Here is a 26,357-nt window from a genome sequence, read left to right on the forward strand (position 1 = left end):
TACTTTTTATTACGCGTCAGCCAGGATCTTGGCAACAACACCTGCGCCAACAGTACGGCCACCTTCGCGGATCGCGAAGCGCAGACCTTCTTCCATCGCGATCGGGTTGATCAGCATCACGGTGATCGACACGTTATCGCCTGGCATAACCATTTCCTTGTCCTTCGGCAACTCGATCGAACCAGTCACGTCCGTGGTACGGAAGTAGAACTGTGGACGGTAGTTGTTGAAGAACGGTGTATGACGGCCGCCTTCGTCCTTCGACAGAACATAGATCTCGCCTGTGAAGTGTTTGTGCGGCTTGATCGAACCTGGCTTCGCCAGAACCTGGCCACGCTCCACGTCTTCACGCTTGGTGCCGCGCAGCAGCACGCCGACGTTGTCGCCAGCCTGACCTTGGTCCAGCAGCTTGCGGAACATTTCAACGCCGGTGCAAACTGTGTCTTGTGTGTCACGGATACCAACGATTTGCAGGGCTTCGCCGACCTTGACGATACCGCGCTCAACACGGCCGGTCACAACAGTACCGCGGCCGGAGATCGAGAACACGTCTTCCACTGGCAGCAGGAAGGAGCCGTCAACAGCGCGTTCCGGTGTCGGGATGTAAGTGTCCAGTGCTTCTGCCAGGGCCATGATGGCTTGCTCGCCCAATGGGCCAGTGTCGCCTTCCAGAGCCAGCTTTGCCGAACCCTTGATGATTGGCAGGTCGTCGCCTGGGAATTCGTACTTGGTCAACAGCTCGCGCACTTCCATTTCGACCAGTTCCAGCAGCTCTTCATCATCGACCATGTCGGCCTTGTTCAGGAATACGATGATGTAAGGAACGCCAACCTGACGCGACAGCAGGATGTGTTCCCGTGTTTGCGGCATCGGGCCGTCTGCTGCGGAGCAAACCAGGATCGCGCCGTCCATCTGCGCTGCGCCGGTAATCATGTTCTTCACATAGTCGGCGTGGCCTGGGCAGTCAACGTGAGCATAGTGACGGTTGGCTGTTTCGTATTCAACGTGGGCTGTGTTGATGGTGATGCCGCGTGCCTTTTCTTCTGGCGCTGCATCAATCTGATCGTAGGCCTTCGCTTCGCCGCCGAACTTCTTCGACAACACTGTTGCGATTGCTGCTGTCAGCGTGGTCTTGCCGTGGTCAACGTGACCAATCGTACCAACGTTCACGTGCGGCTTGGTCCGCTCGAATTTACCTTTTGCCATTTTGCATTTCCTTCAAAAAGAACGATTTTCTTAACAATTAAAAGCTCATTCCCCGCCAACGCAGGGAATGAGCAAAACTTAACTTACTTGGTCTTGGAAGTAACGATCGCGTCGATGACGTTCTTCGGTGCTTCGGAATAGTGCTTGAATTCCATCGAATATGTCGCACGACCTTGTGTTGCAGAACGCAACGAAGTCGAGTAACCGAACATTTCCGACAGCGGCACTTCAGCCTTGATGATCTTGCCGCCACCTCCGGCGATTTCATCCATACCTTGCACCATACCGCGACGGGACGACAAGTCGCCCATCACAGTACCAGCGTAGTCTTCTGGCGTTTCAACTTCAACTGCCATCATTGGCTCCAGAATAACCGGGCTGGCTTTACGGCAACCATCCTTGAACGCCATCGAGCCGGCCATGCGGAACGCATTTTCGTTCGAGTCAACGTCATGGTAGGAACCGAAGAACAGAGTGACCTTGACATCAACCACTGGGTAGCCGGCCAACACGCCGGTGTTCAGTGTTTCACGCACACCCTTTTCAACTGCCGGGATGAATTCGCGAGGAACGGTACCGCCCTTGATCGCGTCAACGAATTCAAAGCCCTTGCCTGGCTCTTGCGGCTCGATCTTCAGAACCACGTGACCATACTGACCACGACCACCGGATTGCTTGACGAACTTGCCTTCGATTTCTTCGCAAGTCTTGCGAATGGTTTCGCGGTAAGCAACCTGTGGCTTACCGACGGTCGCTTCCACGTTGAATTCACGCTTCATGCGGTCGACGATAATGTCCAGATGCAACTCGCCCATACCGGCGATAATCGTTTGACCCGATTCTTCGTCAGTACGCACGCGGAACGATGGATCTTCAGCAGCCAGACGGTTCAGCGCCAAGCCCATCTTTTCCTGGTCAGCCTTGGTCTTTGGCTCAACAGCTTGCGAAATCACAGGCTCAGGGAAGACCATGCGTTCCAGCACAACAACAGCCTTGTCGTCGCACAGGGTGTCGCCGGTTGTGGTGTCTTTCAGACCGACCACAGCAGCGATGTCGCCTGCCAGCATTTCCTTGATTTCTTCACGTTGGTTGGCGTGCATCTGAACGATACGGCCAATACGCTCTTTCTTCGACTTCACCGAGTTGAACACGGTATCGCCCGAATTCAGGGTACCCGAGTAGCAACGGATGAAGCACAGCTGACCGACGAACGGGTCAGTTGCGATCTTGAACGCCAGCGCCGAGAACTTCTCGGTGTCTTCTGCTTTACGCACGACTGGCTCGTCATCTTCATCCAGACCTGGAACAGGTGGAATATCAACCGGCGACGGCAGGTATTCGATCACGCCGTCCAACATGGCTTGCACGCCCTTGTTCTTGAACGCAGTGCCGCACATCATCGGAACGATTTCGCTGGCGATGGTACGCTGACGAATCGCAGCCTTGATGTCGGCTTCGCTCAGATCGCCGTCTTCCAGGTACTTGTTCATCAGTTCTTCGGATGCTTCAGCAGCCGCTTCGACCATGTTTTCGCGCCATTTTTGCGCTTCTTCCTTCAGATTTTCAGGAATATCACGGTAGTCGAACTTCATGCCCTGGCTGGCATCATCCCAGTAAATAGCGCGCATCTTGACCAGATCGATAACGCCTTCGAAACCGTCTTCAGCACCGATAGGCACTTGCATAGGAATCGGGTTGGCCTTCAGGCGTGCACGCATTTGGTCGTACACCTTGAAGAAGTTCGCGCCGGTGCGGTCCATCTTGTTGACGAACGCCAGACGTGGAACTTTGTACTTGTTCGCTTGACGCCAGACTGTTTCCGATTGTGGCTGAACGCCGCCGACTGCACAGTAGACCATGCAAGCGCCGTCGAGCACGCGCATCGAACGCTCAACTTCAATGGTGAAGTCAACGTGGCCCGGGGTGTCGATGATGTTGATGTGGTGAGCCGGGAAGTTGTTCGCCATACCCTTCCAGAAACAGGTCGTCGCAGCGGAAGTAATGGTAATACCGCGCTCTTGCTCTTGTTCCATCCAGTCCATGGTGGCGGCGCCATCATGCACTTCACCGATCTTGTGGTTCACGCCTGTGTAAAACAGAACGCGCTCAGTCGTCGTTGTCTTACCAGCATCAATGTGAGCAGAAATACCGATGTTGCGGTAACGCTCAATGGGGGTCTTGCGAGCCATGATTTATTCCTAAGTCTTTAATGCGCGAAACCGAGCGCCATTTTTGTAAAATAGTCGCTCGGCTCGAACAAATTTTAGATACAAACGGAGCTTCTCAAAAAAACCTGAAAAGCCCCGCCCAGTCTTGTTAGAAGCGGAAGTGGGAGAACGCCTTGTTCGCTTCAGCCATACGGTGAACTTCGTCACGCTTCTTCATCGCACCGCCACGGCCTTCAGCTGCTTCGATCAACTCGCCACCCAGACGTTGCGGCATGGACTTTTCGCTACGCTTGTTTGCGGCTTCGCGCAACCAACGCATCGACAACGCCATACGGCGGACTGGACGCACTTCAACCGGGACCTGGTAGTTAGCACCGCCGACACGACGGGACTTCACTTCGACCATCGGCTTGCAGTTGCTCAGCGCAGCGGCGAACACTTCCAGCGGGTCTTTACCAGTTTTGGTTTGAATGTGCTCAAACGCACCGTAGATGATGTTTTCAGCGACCGACTTTTTGCCGGACAGCATCAACACGTTGACGAACTTAGCAACATCAACATTGCCGAACTTTGGATCAGGCAGGATTTCCCGCTTGGGTACTTCACGACGACGTGGCATTTCAATTCCTTTCAGTCTTCAGTTGAGCGGGCAGAATGAATCTCACCGCACTCGCGGACGGCCATCATAGCCACCCACTTACTCGGCCCATCACGGACCGACACATTTCACCAGGCTTGCGCCCGAGGAAAACAAATTACTTCTTAGCCGCTTTAGCGCGCTTAGCACCGTACTTCGAGCGAGCTTGCTTACGATCCTTGACGCCTTGGGTATCCAGAGCACCGCGAACCATGTGGTAACGCACACCCGGCAAGTCTTTTACACGACCGCCGCGAATCAGCACGACGCTATGCTCTTGCAAGTTGTGGCCTTCACCACCGATGTACGAAATCACTTCGAAGCCGTTGGTCAAACGCACTTTTGCAACCTTACGCAAAGCGGAGTTTGGCTTTTTCGGAGTCGTTGTGTAAACGCGGGTACATACGCCACGTTTTTGCGGGCTGTTTTCCAGCGCCGGCGATTTGCTCTTCACGATCGCGGAGACGCGTGGATTGCGAATCAATTGATTGATGGTTGGCATCGTTTTAATCCAACAAAATTACGACGTTAATAACATTAATTCCAGAAACGGTTGCCTGGAATTAAACAAGAAACTTGCACGAAAGAAACCTGTGCACACCGACTTTAGAGAAAACGAGAGAAGCGCCGAGGAAAACCGGAAGCAGACCAAAGAACGCTTAAGCTCAGGAGAGCCTAAATTCGAGAACTCGCGAGTATATGCCTGAATGAGCAAGGGGTCAAGGCCCGTTTCCAGCACCCGACCCCCATTGGTAAATTTACGACGCTCTTACCGCCAGCCTGAAATCGCCAATAAATTGGCTTCAGGCAAGATTGCAGCGGCAATACTTGCCGCATTAACTACTACGCGCGTGCCAGGCTGGCAACAATGCTGCGCCACAACGCCGATTCCTCCTTGTTGCGGTCGCGACGGGAGAAGAAATTGACCACTTGTTCGCCATTGACGTCGTAAAACTCCACCGAGGTGATCACCCCATCCTTGGCCGGACGCTTGACCACCCAGCCGTGATCGATGCCAGCCTGGCGCAGATGCAGGTTGAAGTCCGGATCGAGCACATTGAACCACTCATCGGTTGCCTTCACTTTCTTGACCGTGCCGCTGAAGATCTGCGTCATGCCGGGATTGCTCACAAACACCATGATCGGCTGGGATTGACTGGAAGCGCTATTGAGCAAGGTCTGCACCGATTGTGCATTGATGCGATAGGCGGCATCTTTGCCGATCAGATCCAGGGCTTGCTCGCGGGTGATTCCCAGATCCTTCAGCAGACGCGGGAATTCGTGCACATCGGTCAGCTCATCCCATGACGCGCGCAGTTCCTTGACGTCAACGTCGCCGTTCGGTTTTTTGACGATTTTGGTCGGAGCGCGGTCCACCTTCAACGCGGCAAACTGATCGGGCGCCTTGAAATCGGCAACGAGCTTATCGAACGCAGCGGCACCAGCTTCATTGTCCAGGTAGACCTTGTTCACAGCGTTGCCGTGCACGTCAAAGAACTGCAGGCTGCGGCTGATCTTGCCTTCGCGGCCCGGCTGGACCACGGCGAAAGCGGAACGCCAGTTGTCGGTGCCGAAGCGTAGGTCGATCGGACCGCCGGCAAAGCCGGTTCCCGGAATGACGCGGCCTTCGTCGTTCAGCCTGGCCTTAGTGACGGTGCCGACACGCTCCAGCACGGCGTTGTCGTTACGCGTTATTGCCTTGATCTGCCCCAGTTCATGCAGTTGATCGTAGACGGCCTTATACGCTTTGCCACCATCCTGCAGACGTGTCACGCCCTTGCCGATATTGGTCGCCACCAGTTCGGCCTCGGACACACCCAGTTTTTGCGCGGCGTCGCGCGGATGAGTCTTCGGTTCTGCAGTACGCAACGCCGACCAGCGATCCGCGAGATCGCTATTCTGCGGCGCCGAGGTCGTCGTGCAAGCAGCGATACTGATCACGCCGGCGGCCAACAGCAATACGCTCAGTTTCTTGTATTTCATTCCATGCCTCTTTTCGGTTAAGTGCCTTACGGCGTTCTGCGGATGTCAGTACTCATACTTCATGCTGACGTTGAAGCTGCGGCCGGGTTCGGTGTACGCATCCTTGTTGGTAGCGCTGTCGGCCAGAGACAGACCGCGGATATCGGTCCAACTCCAATATTTACGATCGAACAAATTGCGAATGCCTGCGTTGAATGAGAGATTTTTGTTGACGCGATAACCGCTGCGCAGATCGACCACAAAGAACGACGGCGACACGAAGTTCGTCTTTGTGGCGATATCGTCTTTGTTCTTGGCTGCGTTGTAGACGACGTCGCTTTGCACGAACCAAACCTGATTAGGCTCATAGCGCAGACCCGTCACGACCGACAACGGTGCGACGGAATCCAGACCGCTCTTCACGCCGGCATTGCTGGTGGTTGTCCCCTTGGTGTAAGCGAAGCCGGTCTTGAGCGACAGACCGTTTTCCATGCGCCAGTCGAGACGCCCTTCGAAGCCATGAATCGACGCCTTCGCCGCATTCACATACTGGAAGATGGTCGGATTGGCGACGGTGCCCGCGCCGGAGATGGCCAACGAATCGATGAAGTTGCGATATTCGCCGGTGTAAGCTGCGGCGCTGTAGTTGAACATGCCAGCCGATGTCGGCAGCTTGCCGCGGAAGCCGATTTCGTACGAGTTGCTGGTTTCCGGCTTCAGATTCGGATTGGCAATCTGCGAGTAACCTTGGCTGGCGTTATTGAAGTAAGAGTTCACCTCTTGCGGCGACGGTGCGCGGAAGCCGCGAGCGTATTGCACGTACGGCGCGAATGCCGGCGCCACTTCATAGACAAAAGCCAGACGCGGCGACCATGCGCTGTCCTTGCTGGTGGACGCCGGCTGATTGTTGGCGATCGCTTGGGCATCGTACTTCGCGCTCGCCTCAGGCTTGAGCTTGTAGCTGTCGTAGCGCAGGCCAGGCACTACGCTGAAAGGACCGACGCGCATGTCGTACTGGTAGTACGCACCCAATACGCTGTACTCCGTCTTGGGGAAGTATTCGCAATATTGTGTGCCGGTGCATGTTGTCCAGCCGGTGCCGTTTGCGTTCATCTTCATCGTTGCCGTACTGGCGTCGACACCGTATGTCATCTTGTGCTTGATGGCGCCGGTGGTGAACGAGCTCTCCCCCAGCACGCCGCCGCCGAAGATGTCGTCCTGATACGTAATATCGCGGAAACGGGGGCGCACTGTCGCGCCGACCGTTGTGCCGCTTTCGTAGGAATACTGCTGCGTCTTGGAATCGCGGTAGTACACATTGGCGCGCAATTTCTGGATCAGCCTGTTGTCGGCATCATCGTGCTCGAAGATCGCCTGCAACTTGTTACTGGTCACATTGCTGTTGCTTTGGTAGCCGCTGATGACGGAGGTAATCGCCGACAGGCTGTCGCCGCGCAGGCGATTGTCCACCGTTTCGAAGCTGAGTTTGACAACATTGCGCGGGTCGATCTTGAAGACCACTTTACCCAGCGCTGAACGGTTGTTGTAGGTAAGCGGATCGGCCTTGGTGCGTGCGGCGCCTGTACCGCCTACGCTGCCGTTGGTTTCAGTTTCATTGCCGTGGCGAGCATTCAGCACCAGCATGCCCTGCACGACGTCGTTGCCGAACGCCATGGTGCCAGTCGCACCATAGCTGCTGTCGCTGGAATCATAGGAAGGACGCACTGCAAAGTAGCTGCTCTTGCCGAACACGTTGAGCAAATCCTGCGGATCTTTGGTAACGAAATTGACCACGCCGGTCAGGCCATCACTACCGTACATTGACGACGCAGGGCCACGCAAGATTTCAATACGCTGATACAAGTCCGTGTCCGTGTATGCGCCGCGCCCGGCGAACAACGTGCCCTGGCTAAATGAGCGTGGCAGTGAAACACCGTCTTCCAACATCATCACACGATTGCCGTCCAGGCCGCGAATGCTGATACCTTCGTTACCGCCGCGGCCCATGGTCGCCGATGCCCCGGTCACGCCACCGACACGGTAGACCGAGCGACGCACTTCGACGCCCGGTTCATAGCGCAGCGCGTCCTTGATATCCTTCGCGTTCCCCTGCTCAAGCTCTTCCGAGGTAATGACCGATACGGTCGCCGCGACGCGGTTGAGATCGGTGCCGACGCCACGTGTCGATGTAACGGTAATTTCTTCCAGCGGACGGCTTTGGGCCAACAGTTGCGGTGCGGATTGTTGTGCTTGTTGCGCCATGACCGGCGCCATAGACCATTGTTGCAAGACGACAGCCGTCGCCAATGCAAGTTTCTTTTTGCATAGAGCCATGAGACCCATTCCCCTGAGTGGATTTGGTCACTGGCGATGTTCTATGCTGGCTACCTGATTGTGTTTAACGAGAGTATCGACCGCTTCGTGGCGTGTTTCGGCAAACTGTGCCGAAGGGCTTTTAAGTGATCGAGATATCGGACGAGACGCCAAATCAAGAAAGATTTGCGGCCACCGCCTATCGAACGATGCGTGAAGCGAGACGATTTTTAATAAGAATAATTCTTATTTACTAATTGTAGGAGAAATCTGACAGATACTCAATATGAATCTGAAAATATACGTCATAGCCATATCTGTATAGGCAACAAACACCAAGACGGGCATGCGCACGCATTGCCTTCGTCAATGAAAAAACGGCGCCAGAATTTCTTCTGACGCCGTTTTTTGTACTGCTTCGACAGCCGGTAAAAGCTGCCGCGCTGCTATGCCATTACGCTTCGCCGTCCGCACCGCCGAGAGTCTCGGTGGAGTGCGCTTCGGTTTCGGTCACACGCGCCTGACGCTCGGATTCCAACAGCGCTGCGCGCTCGTCGGCTTCCCATGCGTCTTTTTCCTTGCGTGCACGGTGGAACGCCAGACCGGTACCAGCCGGGATCAGACGACCAACGATGACGTTTTCCTTCAGACCGCGCAGGCCGTCCTTCTTGCCCATGATCGCCGCTTCGGTCAGGACACGTGTGGTCTCCTGGAACGATGCAGCCGAGATGAACGAGTCGGTCGACAGCGATGCCTTGGTAATACCCAGCAAGACGTTTTCGTACGTTGCAGGGATCTTCGTCTCTGCATTGACGCGGTCGTTTTCGTCCAGCAGTTCCGAACGTTCGACCTGTTCGCCGGTGATGTAGTTGGTATCGCCCGGATCCACAACTTGCACGCGACGCAGCATCTGACGCACGATGACTTCGATGTGCTTGTCGTTGATCTTCACGCCTTGCAAACGATACACGTCCTGAACTTCGTCGACGATGTAACGTGCCAGCGCTTCGATACCCAGCAGACGCAGGATGTCTTGCGGATCGGCAGGACCGTCGACAATCATTTCGCCCTTGTTCACCACCTGGCCGTCATGCACCAGCACTTGCTTGTCCTTGGTGATCAGGAACTCATGCTTGGCGCCGTCCATGTCTGTGATTTCCAGACGTTGCTTGCCCTTGGTTTCCTTACCGAACGCCACAGTACCTGTGACTTCAGCCAGCATACCTGCATCCTTCGGCGAACGTGCCTCGAACAGTTCGGCAACGCGTGGCAGACCACCGGTAATATCGCGCGTCTTTTGCGATTCAGTCGGGATACGCGCCAGCACTTCACCAACGTGAACTTGCTGACCGTCCTTGACGGTGATCAGCGCGCCGACCTGGAAGCCGATCGTCACTGCATGTTCGGTGCCGGCGATCTTGACTTCTTCGCCTTGCTCGTTCAGCAGCTTGACCTGTGGACGCAACACCTTGGCAGCGGACGAACCGCGACGCTTGGCATCGATAACCACCAGAGTCGACAGACCGGTCACTTCGTCGATCTGCTTGGCGACGGTCGAGCCTTCTTCGACGTTTTCGAACTTCACGGTACCGGTGTACTCGGTGATGATCGGACGTGTCAGCGGATCCCATGTCGCCAGCGCAGTACCAGCCTTGATGACCATGCCATCCTTGACGATCAGGGTCGCGCCGTACGGTACTTTATGACGCTCACGCTCGCGGCCCAGATCGTCGGTAATCAGCACTTCGCCCGAACGGGAAATGACGATCAGCTCGCCCTTGCCGTTGGTGACGTAACGCATCGTCGCTGTGAAGCGAATCGTACCGTTGGACTTGGCTTCCACCGACGAAGCAACTGCCGCACGCGACGCTGCACCACCGATGTGGAAAGTACGCATGGTCAGCTGAGTACCTGGTTCACCGATCGACTGCGCAGCGATAACGCCAACTGCTTCGCCGCTGTTGACCAGTACGCCGCGGCCCAGATCGCGACCGTAGCACTTGGCGCACAGGCCGTAGCGCGTGTCGCAAGTCAGCGGAGTGCGGACCTTGACTTCATCAATGCCGAGGCGTTCGACTTCTTCAACCGAATCCTCGTCCATCAAGGTACCGGCTTCGTACAGCGTCGCCTGGGTTTCCGGATTGATGATGTCGGTAGCAGCAACGCGGCCGAGGATACGGTCACGCAACGCTTCGATAACTTCACCGCCTTCAACCAGCGCCTTCATGGATGCGCCGTTGGATGTGCCGCAATCATCTTCGATCACGACCAGATCCTGGGTCACGTCAACCAGACGGCGTGTCAGGTAACCGGAGTTCGCAGTCTTCAGCGCCGTATCGGCCAGACCCTTACGGGCGCCGTGCGTCGAAATAAAGTACTGCAACACGTTCAGGCCTTCGCGGAAGTTCGCGGTAATCGGCGTTTCGATAATCGAACCGTCCGGTTTCGCCATCAGACCACGCATACCTGCCAACTGACGAATCTGTGCTGCGGAACCGCGGGCGCCGGAGTCGGCCATCATGTAAATCGCGTTGAACGACTCTTGTGTACCCTTGGTGCCGTCGCGGCGGACCACGTCTTCGACCTTCAGCTGATCCATCATCGCCTTGCCGACGTCGTCGCCGGCCTTGCCCCAGATGTCCACAACCTTGTTGTAGCGTTCGCCGGCGGTAACCAGACCGGACGAGTATTGCTGTTCGATCTGTTTGACTTCGCTTTCAGCGGTCGCAATGATGGTCGCCTTTTGTGGCGGCACCAGCATGTCGTCCACGCAGATCGAGATACCGGCGCGTGTCGCCAGGCGGAAGCCCGATTGCATCAGCTGGTCGGCGAACACCACGGTGGCGCGCAGACCGCACTTGCGGAACGACGTGTTGATCAGCTTCGAAATTTCTTTCTTCTTCAACGCGCGGTTCAGCACGGAGAATGGCAGACCCTTCGGCAGAATTTCCGACAGGATGGCGCGGCCGACAGTCGTTTCGTAACGCTTGACGGTACGCACGAATTCGCCAGTGACCGGATCCTTTGGATTTTCAACGATACGCACGGTGACGCGGGTAGCCAGTTCGACTTCCTTGTTGTCGTACGCGCGGATAACTTCCGAAACGTCCTGGAACAACATGCCTTCGTTCTTGGCGTTGATCGCTTCACGTGTCGCGTAGTACAGACCCAGCACGATATCCTGGGACGGCACGATCGACGGTTCGCCGTTCGATGGGAACAGGATGTTGTTCGACGCCAGCATCAGCGTACGCGCTTCCATCTGCGCTTCGATCGACAGAGGAACGTGGACCGCCATCTGGTCGCCGTCAAAGTCGGCGTTGAACGCGGCGCAAACCAGCGGATGCAGCTGGATCGCTTTGCCTTCGATCAGGACCGGCTCAAACGCCTGGATACCCAGACGGTGTAGTGTCGGCGCGCGGTTCAGCATGACCGGATGTTCGCGGATCACGTCTTCCAGGATGTCCCAGACCACAGGCTCTTGGATTTCGACCAGCTTCTTCGCAGCCTTGATGGTCGTTGCCAGACCCATCAGTTCCAGCTTGTTGAAAATGAACGGCTTGAACAGTTCCAGTGCCATCAGCTTCGGCAGACCGCATTGATGCAATTTGAGCTGCGGGCCCACCACGATGACGGAACGGCCCGAATAGTCGACGCGCTTACCGAGCAAGTTTTGACGGAAACGACCGCCCTTACCCTTGATCATTTCAGCCAGCGACTTCAGCGGACGCTTGTTGGCGCCAGTCATCGCCTTACCGCGACGGCCGTTGTCCAGCAGCGAGTCAACCGCTTCTTGCAACATGCGCTTTTCGTTGCGCGTGATGATTTCCGGAGCGCGCAATTCCATCAGGCGCTTCAGGCGGTTGTTACGGTTGATGACGCGACGATACAAATCGTTCAGATCGGAAGTCGCAAAGCGGCCGCCGTCCAGCGGGACCAGTGGGCGCAATTCCGGTGGCAGCACCGGCAGCACTTCCATGATCATCCAGTCAGGCTTGATGCCCGAACGCTGGAACGCTTCCAGAACCTTCAGACGCTTGGCGTATTTCTTGATCTTGGCTTCGGACTTCGATTCTTTCAGTTCCACGCGCAGGGTTTCTGCATCGCGGTCGATGTCGATCGAGCGCAGCAGTTCACGGATGCCTTCGGCGCCCATGAATGCGGTGAAGTCGTCGCCGTACTCTTCGTACTTGGCGGCGTAGTCGTCTTCCGACATGATCTGGCACTTCTTCAGCGGAGTCATGCCTGGATCGGTCACAACGTAGGCTTCGAAGTACAAAACGCGTTCGATATCGCGCAGGGTCATGTCGAGGACCATGCCCAGACGCGACGGCAGCGATTTCAGGAACCAGATGTGCGCAGTCGGCGAAGCCAGTTCGATGTGGCCCATGCGCTCACGGCGCACTTTGGCCAGCGTGACTTCGACGCCGCATTTTTCGCAGATGACGCCGCGGTGCTTGAGGCGCTTGTACTTGCCGCAGAGGCATTCGTAGTCTTTGATCGGGCCAAAGATCTTGGCGCAGAACAGACCGTCGCGCTCTGGCTTGAAGGTACGGTAGTTGATGGTTTCCGGCTTTTTGACTTCGCCGTAGGACCACGAACGGATTTTCTCAGGCGACGCCAGACCAATTTTGATCGCGTCGAATTGTTCGTTTTGCTGAACTTGCTTGAATAGATCGAGCAGTGCTTTCATGTATCACTCCAGTTGGCGTGAGAACGCTAAATTGCGCACTATGTATGACGATGAGACAAGAGGATCCTACCGCGCTGCTACACCCTGTTCGCATCTGCGGGAGAGCCGTGGCTTGCGCCGGGTTCCGCAGGTACCGGGACAGACTTGGTCGTCCTTAACTGCTTTTGAATTGCTTACTTTACTACCTTGCCGTCTTTGCTGCAGACAGCCAAACCGGGCGAAACGGCATCGCCGTTCCGCCCTTGAGAACATCAGTCGCGTTCCAGATCGATGTCGATACCGAGCGAACGGATTTCCTTGACCAGCACGTTGAAGGACTCCGGCATGCCGGCGTCAATCACGTGATCGCCCTTGACCAGGTTTTCATAAACCTTGGTACGGCCGTTCACGTCATCGGACTTCACAGTCAGCATTTCCTGCAGCACATACGATGCGCCGTAGGCTTCCAGTGCCCAGACTTCCATTTCACCGAAGCGCTGACCACCGAACTGAGCCTTACCGCCCAGAGGCTGCTGAGTAACCAGCGAGTAAGGACCGGTCGAACGTGCATGCATCTTGTCATCAACCAAGTGATGCAGCTTCAGGTAATGCATGTAGCCGACTGTCACGGTGCGCTCGAAAGCTTCGCCGGTACGGCCGTCATACATGGTGACCTGATTCTTCGACGGGGTCATGCCCAGCTGCTTGGCGATGTGATCCGGATACGCCAGATCCAGCATGCGGCGTGTTTCGTCTTCGTGTGCACCGTCAAACACCGGCGTAGCGAACGGAACACCCTTCTTCAGGTTGGCTGCCAGTTCCAGGATCTCGTGATCGCTGAACTCGTCGAGCGCTTCTTTCTTGCCCGATTCGTTGTAGATCGTGGTCAGGAACTTGCGCAGTTCAGCGATCTGCACCTGTGCGTTCAGCATTTCGCCGATACGCAGGCCCAGACCCTTGGCTGCCCAGCCCAGATGAACTTCCAACACCTGACCGACGTTCATACGCGACGGCACGCCCAGCGGGTTCAGCACGATGTCTGCTGGAGTACCGTCGGCCATGTGCGGCATATCTTCGATCGGCAGAATGCGCGAAACCACACCCTTGTTACCGTGACGGCCCGCCATCTTGTCGCCTGGCTGCAGACGACGCTTCACGGCCAGGTAGACCTTGACCATCTTTTGCACGCCTGGCGGCAGTTCGTCGCCTTGTGTCAGCTTCTTGCGCTTTTCTTCAAACGCCAGATCGAACTGGTGACGCTTTTCGGCGATCGATTCCTTGATCGCTTCCAGTGCTGTCGCCATGTCGTCATCCGCAGGGCGGATGTCGAACCAATGGTACTTGTCCAGATCGTCCAGGTAGGCCTTGTCCAGCTTGGTGCCCTTGACCAGTTTCTTCGGACCGCCGTTGGCGACCTTGCCGATCAGCATCTTTTCCAGACGCTGGAAGGCATCGCCTTCAACGATACGCAGCTGGTCGTTCAGGTCCAGGCGATAGCGCTTCAGTTCATCGTCGATGATCTGTTGTGCGCGCTTGTCGCGTTGGATGCCTTCGCGGGTAAACACTTGCACGTCGATGACGGTGCCGACCATGCCCGAAGGCACGCGCAGCGAGGTGTCCTTAACGTCCGAAGCTTTTTCGCCGAAGATCGCGCGCAGCAGCTTTTCTTCCGGTGTCAGCTGGGTTTCGCCCTTTGGCGTGACCTTACCGACCAGCGTATCGCCGGCTTCGACTTCAGCACCGATGTAGGTGATGCCGGATTCGTCCAGGCGCGCCAGTTGGTTTTCAGCCAGGTTCGAAATATCGCGAGTGATTTCTTCCGCGCCGAGCTTGGTGTCACGAGCCACAACCGACAACTCTTCGATGTGGATCGAGGTGTAACGGTCATCAGCAACGACTTTTTCGGAGATCAGGATCGAATCTTCGAAGTTGTAGCCGTTCCATGGCATAAAGGCCACCAGCATGTTCTGCCCCAGAGCCAATTCGCCCAAGTCGGTCGATGCGCCGTCGGCGATCACGTCATGCTTGGCAACACGGTCGCCAACCTTGACGATAGGACGCTGGTTGATGTTGGTGTTCTGGTTCGAACGTGTGTACTTGATCAGGTTATAGATGTCGACGCCGACTTCACCAGCCTGCGCTTCTTCATCGTTCACGCGAATCACCACACGGCCTGCATCGACGTAATCGACGATACCGCCACGCAGCGCTTGCACGGTCGTACCCGAGTCAACTGCAACGGTACGCTCGATACCGGTACCGACCAGCGGCTTTTCCGGACGCAGGCAAGGCACAGCCTGACGTTGCATGTTGGCGCCCATCAATGCGCGGTTCGCATCATCGTGCTCGAGGAACGGAATCAGCGACGCCGCCACCGACACGACCTGGCCTGGAGCCACGTCCATGTACTGAACGCGTTCTGGCGAGACCAGAATGGTTTCACCGGCTTCACGTGCCGAGACCAGTTCATCGGACAGCTTCAGCGAAGCGTCGATGGTCGCATTCGCCTGAGCGATGATGTAGCGGCCTTCTTCGATTGCCGACAGATAGTCGATCTGGTTGGTGACCTTGCTGCCTTCGACCTTGCGATATGGGGTTTCCAGGAAACCGTATTCGTTCAGACGGGCATACAGCGCCAGCGAGTTGATCAGACCGATGTTCGGGCCTTCAGGCGTTTCGATCGGGCACACGCGGCCGTAGTGGGTCGGGTGTACGTCACGTACTTCAAAGCCGGCGCGTTCGCGGGTCAGACCGCCAGGTCCCAGAGCGGATACACGGCGTTTATGCGTGATTTCCGACAGCGGGTTGGTTTGATCCATAAACTGCGACAACTGCGACGAACCGAAGAATTCGCGGATCGCGGCCGAGATCGGCTTGGAGTTGATCAGGTCGTGCGGCATCAGGTTGTCCGCTTCGGCTTGGCCGAGGCGTTCCTTGACGGCGCGCTCAACGCGAACCAGACCGGCACGGAATTGATTTTCCGCCAGTTCACCGACGCAACGGACGCGACGGTTACCCAAGTGATCGATGTCATCGACTTCGCCGCGGCCATTGCGCAACTCAACCAGAATCTTGATCACAGCCAGGATGTCTTCGTTCGACAGCGTCATGGCGCCAGTCAGTTCATCACGACCGATACGGCGGTTGAACTTCATGCGGCCGACAGCCGACAGGTCGTAACGGTCTTCGCTGTAGAACAGGCCGTTGAACAACGCTTCCACCGAATCTTCGGTTGGCGGTTCGCCAGGACGCATCATGCGATAGATCGCCACGCGCGCAGCGGTTTGATCCGCTGTATCGTCAGTGCGCAATGTTTGCGAGATGTAGCCGCCTTGGTCCAGATCGTTGGTGTACAGCGTCTGGATAGCATCGATGTCAGCTTCGCGCAAGCGAGCCAGCAATTCTTCAGTAAGCTCGTCGTTAGCCGACGCAATGACTTCACCGGTATCGCCGTCGACGATGTTCTTCGCCAATACGCGGCCCAGCAGGTAGTCTTCCGGCACGGAAATTTGCTTGATGCCGGCAGCTTCGATGTCACGCACGTGTTTGGCGTTGATACGCTTGTCTTTCGCGACCAGCGGCTTGCCGGACTTGTCGAGAATATCGAAGCGCGCGACTTCACCGCGCAGACGCTCGGAGACGAATTCCATCTCAGCGCCTTCAGCGTGCAGCGTGAAGTTGTCGAACACGAAGAAGTTCGCCAGGATCTGCTCGGATGTCATGCCGATTGCTTTGAGCAGGATCGTCACAGGCATCTTGCGGCGACGGTCGACGCGGAAGAACAGGATGTCCTTCGGATCGAATTCGAAGTCGAGCCACGAACCGCGGTAAGGAATGATACGTGCGGAGAACAGCAGTTTTCCGGACGAGTGAGTCTTGCCGCGGTCATGTTCAAAGAACACCCCAGGCGAACGGTGCAGCTGCGACACGATGACGCGCTCGGTACCGTTGATGACGAACGAACCGGTAGTCGTCATGAGCGGCAATTCGCCCATGTAAACTTCCTGTTCTTTCATTTCCTTGACGACCGGCTTGGTCGGCGATTCCTTATCCAGGATCACCAAACGCACCTTGGCACGCAGCGGCGACGCGAACGTCAGGCCACGTTGTTGACATTCCTTGACGTCGAACGGCGGCGCGCCCAACACATAGGAGAGAAACTCGAGACGCGCAAAACCATTGTGCGAAACGATAGGGAAAATCGATGTAAAGGCCGATTGCAGACCTTCGTTCTTACGTTGGGACGCTGTTTTGTCCGTTTGCAAGAATGTCTGGTATGACTCGATCTGAGTCGCTAGCAGGAACGGAACGTTGTGGACGTTAGCGCGTTTCGCAAAGGATTTACGAATACGCTTCTTCTCAGTAAATGAGTAGTGCATGGACACTCCGTGAGTGACAGGAAGGATAGAGAGTTCAGGACTCGCCCGGATTGCTTATTACCTTGTTGCCGCGATCCGTTAGCAGCGAAACCTCAAGTCTCAGCCCTTCAGTCTTGGTCTGGCGCCACCTCTTGCTTAGCTAAAACTAGCTGCAAAACAAGAAATTGCTAACCACTAAACATACAAAATTTCGAAACGACAAAGGAGCCAAAGCCGAATCCTTTTTTCAAAGGACTCTGCACTTTGACTCCGGTGGAACGATGCGCCGGCGAACCGGCGGATATTCCAGCTCAAGTAAAAATTACTTGAGTTCTGCTTTCGCGCCAGCTTCTTCCAGCTTCTTCTTGGCTGCTTCGGCGTCTGCCTTAGCAATGCCTTCTTTAACTGGCTTCGGTGCGCCGTCAACCAGATCTTTAGCTTCTTTCAAGCCCAGACCGGTGATTTCGCGAACTGCCTTAATAACGCCAACCTTGTTCGCGCCGACTTCCGACAGAACAACGGTGAACTCTGTTTGCTCTTCAGCAGCAGCGGCGCCAGCGCCACCACCAGCAGGACCAGCGACAGCCATTGCTGCTGCGGAAACGCCAAACTTTTCTTCGAATGCCTTCACCAGGTCATTCAATTCCAACACGGTCAAGGCGCCTACGGCTTCCAAGATATCGTCTTTGCTAATTGCCATTTGAAACTCCTAATTTATTTCGGTAATAACATCTAATCGGTACTGACGCAGAGGTCAAAGTGCTCATGAACAGCTGCCACATTGCTGCGGCCAGCGCTCTTAAGCTGCTTCGGCTTCTTTCTTGGCTGCCAGAGCAGCCAGACCACGCGCAAAACCAGCAACCGGAACCTGCATCATGCCCAGCAATTGGGCCAGCAGAACTTCGCGGGACGGGATATTTGCCAATGCAGTGACAGCAGCCTTATCCAGCGGCTTACCTGCATAGTTACCTGCCTTGACGACCAGTTTGTCGTTGGTTTTAGCAAAGTCAGAGATGACTTTAGCTGCAGCAACGGCATCTTCCGAGATCGAATAGATCAGCGGGCCGGTCATTTCAGAAGCGAGGTCAGCAAACGCGGAACCTTCAACAGCGCGGCGAGCGAGTGTGTTTTTCAACACGCGCAGGTACACGCCTTGGTCACGCGCTTTGGCGCGCAGTTGCGTCAAGTGACCAACCTGGATGCCACGGTATTCGGCCACGACGATAGTCTGTGCAGTTGCAACTTTTGCAGCGACTTCGGCGACAACGGCCTTTTTGTCATTCAGATTGAGACTCAAGATCAACCTCCAAAAATGATGCTTGGCGACGACACAGGCGAAAAACCTGCTTGCCTTACATCGGTTCGAACACGGCGTCCGACGTTAGGAGTTCATTGCAACGTTTCGAAAACCTGAAACGCTGGTGAGACTGCAAAACTTGTTCGGGTACACCATCTGCGCTGGGTAATCAAAAACGAGAGTTTTTGACGTTTTAACTTTGTGCCTGCCTGCTGCACGCCGCCCAACGGTCTTTGATTGCCTGAAGCACTTCACAATTGCAAAATGCTCCAGCCCAAAGATGTGCCTCGCTTCCGTGAGGAAACGAGGACTTGATTCTTTACTTAAGCAGCCAGAGTTGCCTGATCCACACGGACGCCGGCGCCCATAGTGGAGGACAGCGAAACCTTGCGCAGGTAAACACCCTTGCTGGTTGCTGGCTTAGCTTTGTTCAGTGCATCGATCAGTGCAACCAGATTGGACTTCAGATCTGCATCGCTGAACGACTTGCGGCCGATAGTGGCGTGAATGATGCCGGCCTTGTCGGTACGGTATTGCACTTGACCAGCCTTGGCGTTCTTGACGGCGGTAGCGACGTCAGGAGTAACAGTGCCGACCTTCGGGTTAGGCATCAGGCCGCGTGGGCCCAGGATCTGACCCAGAGTACCGACGATACGCATAGTGTCCGGCGAAGCGATAACGATGTCGAAAGGCATGTTGCCGGCCTTGACTTGCTCAGCCAGATCTTCCATACCGACGACGTCTGCACCGGCAGCCTTAGCTTGCTCAGCCTTTTCGCCCGAAGCAAACACAGCCACGCGCACAGTCTTGCCTGTACCAGCTGGCAGAACCACGGAACCGCGAACCACTTGGTCCGACTTCTTCGCATCAACGCCCAGCTGGACGGACACGTCGATCGATTCATTGAACTTCGCTGTTGCGAATTCTTTAACCAGCGCCAGTGCGTTATCGAAAGGATAAGCCTTGGTGCGATCGATCTTGCCTTCTTGCGCCTTAGCGCGCTTTGTCAACTTAGCCATTACAGACCCTCCACCGTGATGCCCATGGAACGTGCCGAACCAGCGATGGTGCGCACAGCCGCTTCCAGATCAGCAGCGGTAAGATCCGGCTTCTTCTGGGTAGCGATTTCTTCCGCTTGTTTACGAGTAATCTTGCCAACCTTGTCTGTATGCGGCTTGGCAGAACCCTTTTGAATGCCGGCAGCCTTCTTGATCAGAATAGTTGCTGGAGGAGTCTTCATCACGAATGTGAAGGACTTGTCCGCAAATGCAGTGATCACGACTGGAATTGGCAGACCTGGCTCAACGCCTTGAGTCTGGGCATTAAATGCCTTACAGAACTCCATGATGTTCAGACCGCGCTGACCCAGCGCCGGGCCGATCGGTGGGGATGGATTTGCTTTACCAGCTGGCACTTGCAGCTTGATAAAACCGATGATTTTCTTTGCCATGATGGCTCCTACGTTGATTGAGTGTTAGCGCCTTTTCTGCATCTTGCGACACGGTACTAAGGCTCCTCTGCTGCTTGCCGGATTTGATGAAATTTGCATTTCGCCGCGCTCCTGCGGGCGCTTGAATGGGGCAATGCTTAGACTTTTTCGACTTGGCCGAACTCGAGTTCGACTGGTGTGGCGCGGCCAAAAATAGTGACCGATACACGCACGCGGGATTTTTCGTAATTCACTTCTTCCACGTTGCCGTTGAAATCGGTAAAAGGACCATCCTTGATACGTACCAGCTCGCCCACTTCGTACAACACCTTTGGACGCGGCTTTTCGATACCGTCTTGCATTTGCTGCATGATCTTGTCGACTTCATGCGGAGGAATCGGGGTTGGACGATTCGACTTGCCGCCGATGAAACCGGTCACCTTGCTGGTGTTTTTCACTAAGTGCCAGGTTTCATCCGTCATTTCCATCTCAACCAGGACGTAGCCCGGGAAGAAACGACGTTCGGTAACCGACTTGTGACCGTTCTTGACATCAACCACTTCTTCAGTCGGCACCAGAATCTGGCCAAACTGTTCTTCCATACCGGCGCGAACGATGCGCTCGGTCAGTGCGCGCTGCACACTCTTTTCCATGCCGGAATAGGCATGCACAACGTACCAGCGCTTTTTACTGGCGCTTGAAACGCTTTGCGCACCAATCGGTGCGCTGTCTTGTGTGCTATCGCTCATTATTATTTCCAGCCCAAAATTACGTCATACAACAGGAATTCGAGCAACTTGTCCGTACCCCAGAGAAAGATTGCCATGATCAGCACGAAGGCGAAAACGATCGCCGTGATCTGCATTGCTTCCTTGCGGGTAGGCCAGACAACTTTTTTGGTTTCACGTACCGATTCTTTGGCGAAGCCGACAAAACCACGACCTTGCGCCGATGTCCAGGCAAAACCAATTGCCACCAGCAGACCAGCTACCAGGGCCAGTGCGCGCACTGCCGTAGATTGGCCGGACAAAACAAAAAAACCGACCACGCCGGCAAGGACCGCTACGATTGCGAGTGCAACCTTGAGCTTGTCGCTTGATGTGCTGACGGTTTGTACAGGCTGGTTAGACATTTATTTACTTTCAGTACCCTACTCACCTGAATCGGTGGCAGGGGCGGAGGGCATCGAACCCCCAACCTCCGGTTTTGGAGACCGGCGCTCTGCCAATTGAGCTACACCCCTACGATCAAAACACTGATCTGAACGGTTTGGCCAGCCAACTTACGCTTGCCGCTCAGACATCAACGCCGCGATACGGGAATTTCCCGGATCGCGGCGATTGCTACTTTTTATTACGCGTCAGCCAGGATCTTGGCAACAACACCTGCGCCAACAGTACGGCCACCTTCGCGGATCGCGAAGCGCAGACCTTCTTCCATCGCGATCGGGTTGATCAGCATCACGGTGATCGACACGTTATCGCCTGGCATAACCATTTCCTTGTCCTTCGGCAACTCGATCGAACCAGTCACGTCCGTGGTACGGAAGTAGAACTGTGGACGGTAGTTGTTGAAGAACGGTGTATGACGGCCGCCTTCGTCCTTCGACAGAACATAGATCTCGCCTGTGAAGTGCTTGTGCGGCTTGATCGAACCTGGCTTCGCCAGAACCTGGCCACGCTCCACGTCTTCACGCTTGGTGCCGCGCAGCAGCACGCCAACGTTGTCGCCAGCCTGACCTTGGTCCAGCAGCTTGCGGAACATTTCAACGCCGGTGCAAACTGTGTCTTGCGTGTCACGGATACCAACGATTTGTAGGGCTTCGCCGACCTTGACGATACCGCGCTCAACACGGCCGGTCACAACAGTACCGCGGCCGGAGATCGAGAACACGTCTTCCACTGGCAGCAGGAAGGAGCCGTCAACAGCGCGTTCCGGTGTCGGGATGTAAGTGTCCAGTGCTTCTGCCAGGGCCATGATGGCTTGCTCGCCCAATGGGCCAGTGTCGCCTTCCAGAGCCAGCTTTGCCGAACCCTTGATGATTGGCAGGTCGTCGCCTGGGAATTCGTACTTGGTCAACAGCTCGCGCACTTCCATTTCAACCAGTTCCAGCAGCTCTTCATCATCGACCATGTCGGCCTTGTTCAGGAATACGATGATGTAAGGAACGCCAACCTGACGCGACAGCAGGATGTGTTCGCGTGTTTGCGGCATCGGGCCGTCTGCTGCGGAGCAAACCAGGATCGCGCCGTCCATCTGCGCTGCGCCGGTAATCATGTTCTTCACATAGTCGGCGTGGCCTGGGCAGTCAACGTGAGCATAGTGACGGTTGGCTGTTTCGTATTCAACGTGGGCTGTGTTGATGGTGATGCCGCGTGCCTTTTCTTCTGGCGCTGCATCAATCTGATCGTAGGCCTTCGCTTCGCCGCCGAACTTCTTCGACAACACTGTTGCGATTGCTGCTGTCAGCGTGGTCTTGCCGTGGTCAACGTGACCAATCGTACCAACGTTCACGTGCGGCTTGGTCCGCTCGAATTTGCCTTTTGCCATCTTAGACTCCTAACGATTGATGAGAATGTTCAGGCAACGCGCCCGATTGACTTGCTGACTTGCTGAAGCGCTAATTGCTGTCACAACAACTACATATATAACTGGTGCCCTTGACGTGGATTGAACACGTGGCCTCTCCCTTACCAAGGGAGTGCTCTACCACTGAGCTACAAGGGCTTACCTGCCAATTGCACCAACAACCAAACGATGCAACCGGACAAAACTTGGAGCGGGCGAAGGGAATCGAACCCTCGTCATAAGCTTGGAAGGCTTCAGCTCTACCATTGAGCTACACCCGCGAGGAACTACTTTCGAACTTATTTCACTTCACAGCCGCAACAACTTGCAAACTGATCCCAAAATGGTGGAGAGGGCTGGATTCGAACCAGCGTACTCGTAAGAGGGCAGATTTACAGTCTGCTGCCATTAACCACTCGGCCACCTCTCCGCGCAGGGAACTCAAAACTATAGGCGAACACTTATCCCTTGTCAACTAAAATGCAAGAAGAGATGCATTATTTTTTCTTTGACGCCCCTAGTTTCCTTAAATCACGTCGTTGGCGCGACGGCCAACCTGATGCCAGGGCGCAATTCTAACCAGCATTACCATTCCGGGCAACGCCAGGATGAAGCACAGGATGAAAAAATTGAACCAGCCCAGATCGGCCACGATGTAGCCGACCGACGAATTGACAAATGTCCGTGGCACGGCAGCCAGGCTGGTGAACAGCGCAAACTGCGTAGCCGTGTAGCGCGGATCGGTTTCGCGCATGATGTAGGCCACAAAAGCAGCGGTACCCAAGCCGACGCCAAAAGCTTCAAAGCCGATGACCAAGGCCAGCACCAGCGTATCGGCCCCGGCCTGCGCCAGCCAGGCGAAACCGAGAATCGCGACCGCCTGGATCACACCGAATACCCACAAGGCCTTATTGATGCCCAGGCGAATCATCCAGACGCCGCCGACGATGCCGCCCACCACGCTGGCCCACAGGCTAGTTGTCTTGGAGACAACGCCGATCTGCGTCATCGAAAAACCCAGATCGATATAGAACTTGGTCGCCAGGGCCGTTGCCATGCTGTCGCCGAGCTTGTACAAGAAGATAAAGCCAAGCACCCACAGCGCAGAACTCCAGCCGTCGCGCGTCACGAATTCCTGAAACGGCATGACTACGGCTTCGCGCAAGCTTTTTGGCGGCGAACCGTAGACCTTCGGCTCCTTTACCAACAAGGTGCACAACAATCCCGGCAGCATGAACCCAGCGGTAATCCAGAACACGCTTTGCCAGGCCATCAGGTCGGCCAGCACCAGCGACAAGGCGCCGGGCACCATGCCGGACAGCTTGTAGGCGTTGACGTGAATCGCGCTACCCAGGCCGAGCTCTTCCTCCGGCAGGATTTCGCGGCGGAAAGCGTCGATGGCGATATCCTGGCTGGCGGAAAGAAAGGCCACCACCGACGCCATGAAGGCGATCGTGCCGACCTGCGTGTGCGGATCCAGCATTCCCATGCCGCCGATACCGAGAAACAGCGCGATCTGCGTGAAAAACATCCAGCCGCGCCGGCGTCCCATCCCGCCGAAGTGGAAGCGGTCCATCAGCGGCGACCAGAGGAATTTCCAGGTATAGGGAAACATCACCAGCGCGAACAGCCCCAGCGCCTTGACGTTCAGTCCCGATTTCGCCAGCCACGCCTGCAGCAGACTCAACAGAATGAACAGCGGCAACCCCGATGAAAAGCCCAAAAATACGCAAATCAGCATGCGACGGTTGAGATAGCTATGCCACGAAATCGGGGATGGGGTCATAAAGAAACGATGAGGGACGATGAATGATGCGCACGGCAAGGCACCGGAACTCCGTTCGCAAACACCTGTGAACGGAGGCGTCTGCGGAGTATAAGGAATTTGCCGGCGCCGGTCTGTTTTTCCGACGCCGGCGGCAGGCTTACGACTTCTTTTTCAGACGGAAAACAGCCAGGCTGCCGCGCCAGTTCGGCAAGAACGTAATCGGCTTGCCGTCATGCAGCGCCACACACTCCAGCACTTCCAGTCCGACTTCGTTAGCCAGCTCTTCGAAATCCTTGATGGTGGCGCAGCGCAAGTTAGGCGTGTCGTACCACTCGTACGGCAGCGATTTTGACACCGGCATGCGCCCGCGCAGCAAAGCCACACGGTGCGACCAGTAGGCGAAGTTAGGGAAAGACACCGTTGCTTCGCGCCCGACACGGGCGATTTCGCGCAAGATCCCTTCGACGTCCTTGACCATCTGCAGAGCCGACAAACACAGCACCGTATCGAAGGCATTGTCTTCAAACATTGCCAGACCGCCTTCCAGATCCTGCTGGATCACCGAGACGTCGCGCGCCACGCACTCTGGTATCAGCGCATCGTCGATTTCGATGCCATAGCCGCTGCAAGCCTTGTCGGTCTGCAGGTAGTCGAGCATCACACCGTTGCCGCAGCCCACATCCAGGACTTGCGAGCCTGCGCGTATCCAGTGGGCGATGAAGGCGAGATCGGGGCGCAATACGCTCAGTTCGGGAAAATTCATGCGCACTCCTCCTGAGCGATTTCAGCCCACACGCGTTGATAGTATTCGCGCAGCAATTTCATGTAGCGCGGGTCGTCGAGCAGAAAGGCGTCATGACCGTGCGGCGCATCGATTTCTGCGTAGGTCACGCGGCGCTTGTTGCTGACCAGCGCCTGCACCATCTCGCGGCTGCGTTCCGGTGAAAAGCGCCAGTCGGTCATGAATGACGCCAACAGAAACTGCGCCTTGGTGTTGGCAAAAGCCTTGGCCAGATCGCCGCCGAAATCGCGCGCCGGATCGAAATAGTCGAGCGCCTTGGTGATCAGCAGATAGGTATTGGCGTCAAAGTAAGTCGAGAATTTGTCGCCCTGATAGCGCAGATAGGACTCGATTTCAAAATCGATGCCGAAGCCGAACTGGTATTCACCCGAGCGCAGATCGCGGCCGAATTTTTCCGCCATGTCGTCATCGGACAAGTAAGTGATGTGCCCTACCATGCGCGCCACGCGCAGGCCGTTTTTCGGCACCACGCCATGCGCATAAAAATCGCCGCCGTGGAAGTCGGGATCGGTGAGGATGGCCTGACGCGCGACGTCGTTGAAGGCGATATTCTGAGCCGACAGTTTCGGCGTCGAGGCGATGACGATACAGTGACGCAGGCGATCCGGGAACATCATGCTCCACGCCACCGCCTGCATGCCGCCGAGCGAACCGCCCATGACCGCCGCGAATTGCGTGATGCCGAGCTGGTCAGCCAGCCGCGCCTGCGCATTCACCCAGTCTTCCACTGTCACCACCGGAAAACTCGCTCCGTAAGGCTTGCCGGTCGCTGGATTGGTGTGCATCGGGCCGGTCGAGCCGAAGCAGGAGCCGAGGTTATTGATGCCGATGACGAAGAACTTGTCGGTGTCGAGCGACTTGCCCGGACCGACCATGTTGTCCCACCAGCCGACATTCTCCGGGTCGTCGGCGTAGACGCCCGCAACGTGATGCGAAGCGTTGAGCGCATGGCATACCAGCACCGCATTGGACTTGTCGGCATTGAGCGTGCCGTAGGTTTCATACATCAGCATGTAGCCGGCCAGCGACGTCCCGTTCTTGAGCGGCAAGGGCTCGGGAAAATGCATGATTTGCGGCGATACGATTCCGATCGACATGGGCTCTCTTTGTAATCTTGCGGTTATGTCTGTGCGCAGATTTATAGCCCTGAAAACAAAAAAGCCCGGAGCTTACGCTC

General features: G+C 55.9%; 18 protein-coding genes and 4 tRNA genes. All 22 read right to left on the reverse strand.

What is annotated here, in order from left to right; genetic code table 11:
• Positions 1-9: 9 nt before the first annotated feature.
• Positions 10-1,206: an elongation factor Tu gene (tuf, locus tag AC1RN6_RS18885; RefSeq protein ID WP_493006980.1), complete on the reverse strand. Its 1,197-nt coding sequence runs from the start codon at positions 1,204-1,206 to the stop codon at positions 10-12.
• Positions 1,207-1,289: 83 nt separating this feature from the next.
• The gene (fusA, locus tag AC1RN6_RS18890; protein ID WP_050480086.1) at positions 1,290-3,395 is read right to left on the reverse strand and encodes an elongation factor G; all 2,106 of its coding nucleotides are present in this window, start codon (positions 3,393-3,395) and stop codon (positions 1,290-1,292) included.
• Between the two features lie 127 nt (positions 3,396-3,522).
• Positions 3,523-3,993 (reverse strand): 30S ribosomal protein S7, encoded by a 471-nt coding sequence (gene rpsG, locus AC1RN6_RS18895; RefSeq protein ID WP_007875292.1) that lies wholly within the window; start codon positions 3,991-3,993, stop codon positions 3,523-3,525.
• Positions 3,994-4,129: 136 nt separating this feature from the next.
• Complete coding sequence (gene rpsL, locus AC1RN6_RS18900; protein ID WP_094565768.1) at positions 4,130-4,513, reverse strand: 30S ribosomal protein S12; 384 nt, start codon at positions 4,511-4,513, stop codon at positions 4,130-4,132.
• 341 nt (positions 4,514-4,854) lie between these two features.
• A complete protein-coding gene (locus AC1RN6_RS18905; protein ID WP_493006981.1) occupies positions 4,855-5,994 on the reverse strand; it encodes a hemin-degrading factor in 1,140 nt (379 codons plus the stop codon).
• 45 nt (positions 5,995-6,039) lie between these two features.
• Complete coding sequence (locus AC1RN6_RS18910; protein WP_493006982.1) at positions 6,040-8,307, reverse strand: TonB-dependent hemoglobin/transferrin/lactoferrin family receptor; 2,268 nt, start codon at positions 8,305-8,307, stop codon at positions 6,040-6,042.
• Positions 8,308-8,740: 433 nt separating this feature from the next.
• The gene (rpoC, locus tag AC1RN6_RS18915; RefSeq protein ID WP_493006983.1) at positions 8,741-12,979 is read right to left on the reverse strand and encodes a DNA-directed RNA polymerase subunit beta'; all 4,239 of its coding nucleotides are present in this window, start codon (positions 12,977-12,979) and stop codon (positions 8,741-8,743) included.
• A gap of 251 nt (positions 12,980-13,230) precedes the next feature.
• Positions 13,231-17,337: a DNA-directed RNA polymerase subunit beta gene (rpoB, locus tag AC1RN6_RS18920; RefSeq protein ID WP_493006984.1), complete on the reverse strand. Its 4,107-nt coding sequence runs from the start codon at positions 17,335-17,337 to the stop codon at positions 13,231-13,233.
• 301 nt (positions 17,338-17,638) lie between these two features.
• Positions 17,639-18,016, reverse strand: coding sequence for a 50S ribosomal protein L7/L12 (gene rplL / locus AC1RN6_RS18925; RefSeq protein ID WP_402277763.1), 378 nt, complete (start codon positions 18,014-18,016; stop codon positions 17,639-17,641).
• A gap of 99 nt (positions 18,017-18,115) precedes the next feature.
• Positions 18,116-18,613: a 50S ribosomal protein L10 gene (rplJ, locus tag AC1RN6_RS18930; protein ID WP_094565773.1), complete on the reverse strand. Its 498-nt coding sequence runs from the start codon at positions 18,611-18,613 to the stop codon at positions 18,116-18,118.
• A gap of 323 nt (positions 18,614-18,936) precedes the next feature.
• Entirely contained in the window at positions 18,937-19,632 is a 696-nt protein-coding gene (gene rplA / locus AC1RN6_RS18935) for a 50S ribosomal protein L1 (RefSeq protein ID WP_007875266.1), read from the reverse strand.
• Entirely contained in the window at positions 19,632-20,063 is a 432-nt protein-coding gene (rplK, locus tag AC1RN6_RS18940; protein WP_007875265.1) for a 50S ribosomal protein L11, read from the reverse strand. Before rplK ends, rplA begins: the two co-directional genes overlap by 1 nt.
• A 137-nt stretch (positions 20,064-20,200) precedes the next feature.
• Positions 20,201-20,791, reverse strand: coding sequence for a transcription termination/antitermination protein NusG (nusG, locus tag AC1RN6_RS18945; protein ID WP_050480079.1), 591 nt, complete (start codon positions 20,789-20,791; stop codon positions 20,201-20,203).
• Positions 20,792-20,793: 2 nt separating this feature from the next.
• Complete coding sequence (gene secE / locus AC1RN6_RS18950; protein WP_493006985.1) at positions 20,794-21,174, reverse strand: preprotein translocase subunit SecE; 381 nt, start codon at positions 21,172-21,174, stop codon at positions 20,794-20,796.
• Between the two features lie 35 nt (positions 21,175-21,209).
• Positions 21,210-21,285 (reverse strand) — tRNA-Trp (locus AC1RN6_RS18955).
• Positions 21,286-21,395: 110 nt separating this feature from the next.
• On the reverse strand, positions 21,396-22,592 hold the full coding sequence (gene tuf, locus AC1RN6_RS18960) for an elongation factor Tu (RefSeq protein ID WP_493006980.1): 1,197 nt from the start codon (positions 22,590-22,592) through the stop codon (positions 21,396-21,398).
• Positions 22,593-22,694: 102 nt separating this feature from the next.
• Positions 22,695-22,769 (reverse strand) — tRNA-Thr (locus tag AC1RN6_RS18965).
• 48 nt (positions 22,770-22,817) lie between these two features.
• Positions 22,818-22,891, reverse strand: a tRNA-Gly gene (locus AC1RN6_RS18970).
• 63 nt (positions 22,892-22,954) lie between these two features.
• Positions 22,955-23,040, reverse strand: a tRNA-Tyr gene (locus tag AC1RN6_RS18975).
• Positions 23,041-23,136: 96 nt separating this feature from the next.
• Positions 23,137-24,396 carry an AmpG family muropeptide MFS transporter gene (locus AC1RN6_RS18980; RefSeq protein ID WP_493006986.1) on the reverse strand — a complete coding sequence of 420 codons (1,260 nt, stop codon included), beginning with the start codon at positions 24,394-24,396 and terminating at the stop codon, positions 23,137-23,139.
• A 139-nt stretch (positions 24,397-24,535) separates the two neighbouring features.
• Positions 24,536-25,141, reverse strand: a complete 606-nt coding sequence (gene metW, locus AC1RN6_RS18985; protein ID WP_493006987.1) for a methionine biosynthesis protein MetW — start codon at positions 25,139-25,141, stop codon at positions 24,536-24,538.
• Entirely contained in the window at positions 25,138-26,277 is a 1,140-nt protein-coding gene (gene metX, locus AC1RN6_RS18990; RefSeq protein WP_493006988.1) for a homoserine O-succinyltransferase MetX, read from the reverse strand. Before metX ends, metW begins: the two co-directional genes overlap by 4 nt.
• Positions 26,278-26,357 lie beyond the last annotated feature (80 nt).

This window comes from Herbaspirillum sp. GW822-FHT03A08 (assembly GCF_058801885.1).

Excerpts from the sequence above, each read along its gene's own strand:
- tuf (WP_493006980.1), bottom strand. The coding sequence starts at position 1,206 with ATGGCAAAAGGTAAATTCGAGCGGACCAAGCCGCACGTGAACGTTGGT.
- fusA (WP_050480086.1), bottom strand. The coding sequence starts at position 3,395 with ATGGCTCGCAAGACCCCCATTGAGCGTTACCGCAACATCGGTATTTCT.
- rpsG (WP_007875292.1), bottom strand. The coding sequence starts at position 3,993 with ATGCCACGTCGTCGTGAAGTACCCAAGCGGGAAATCCTGCCTGATCCA.
- rpsL (WP_094565768.1), bottom strand. The coding sequence starts at position 4,513 with ATGCCAACCATCAATCAATTGATTCGCAATCCACGCGTCTCCGCGATC.
- AC1RN6_RS18905 (WP_493006981.1), bottom strand. The coding sequence starts at position 5,994 with ATGAAATACAAGAAACTGAGCGTATTGCTGTTGGCCGCCGGCGTGATC.
- AC1RN6_RS18910 (WP_493006982.1), bottom strand. The coding sequence starts at position 8,307 with ATGGCTCTATGCAAAAAGAAACTTGCATTGGCGACGGCTGTCGTCTTG.
- rpoC (WP_493006983.1), bottom strand. The coding sequence starts at position 12,979 with ATGAAAGCACTGCTCGATCTATTCAAGCAAGTTCAGCAAAACGAACAA.
- rpoB (WP_493006984.1), bottom strand. The coding sequence starts at position 17,337 with ATGCACTACTCATTTACTGAGAAGAAGCGTATTCGTAAATCCTTTGCG.
- rplL (WP_402277763.1), bottom strand. The coding sequence starts at position 18,016 with ATGGCAATTAGCAAAGACGATATCTTGGAAGCCGTAGGCGCCTTGACC.
- rplA (WP_007875266.1), bottom strand. The coding sequence starts at position 19,632 with ATGGCTAAGTTGACAAAGCGCGCTAAGGCGCAAGAAGGCAAGATCGAT.
- rplK (WP_007875265.1), bottom strand. The coding sequence starts at position 20,063 with ATGGCAAAGAAAATCATCGGTTTTATCAAGCTGCAAGTGCCAGCTGGT.
- nusG (WP_050480079.1), bottom strand. The coding sequence starts at position 20,791 with ATGAGCGATAGCACACAAGACAGCGCACCGATTGGTGCGCAAAGCGTT.
- secE (WP_493006985.1), bottom strand. The coding sequence starts at position 21,174 with ATGTCTAACCAGCCTGTACAAACCGTCAGCACATCAAGCGACAAGCTC.
- tuf (WP_493006980.1), bottom strand. The coding sequence starts at position 22,592 with ATGGCAAAAGGCAAATTCGAGCGGACCAAGCCGCACGTGAACGTTGGT.
- AC1RN6_RS18980 (WP_493006986.1), bottom strand. The coding sequence starts at position 24,396 with ATGACCCCATCCCCGATTTCGTGGCATAGCTATCTCAACCGTCGCATG.
- metW (WP_493006987.1), bottom strand. The coding sequence starts at position 25,141 with ATGAATTTTCCCGAACTGAGCGTATTGCGCCCCGATCTCGCCTTCATC.
- metX (WP_493006988.1), bottom strand. The coding sequence starts at position 26,277 with ATGTCGATCGGAATCGTATCGCCGCAAATCATGCATTTTCCCGAGCCC.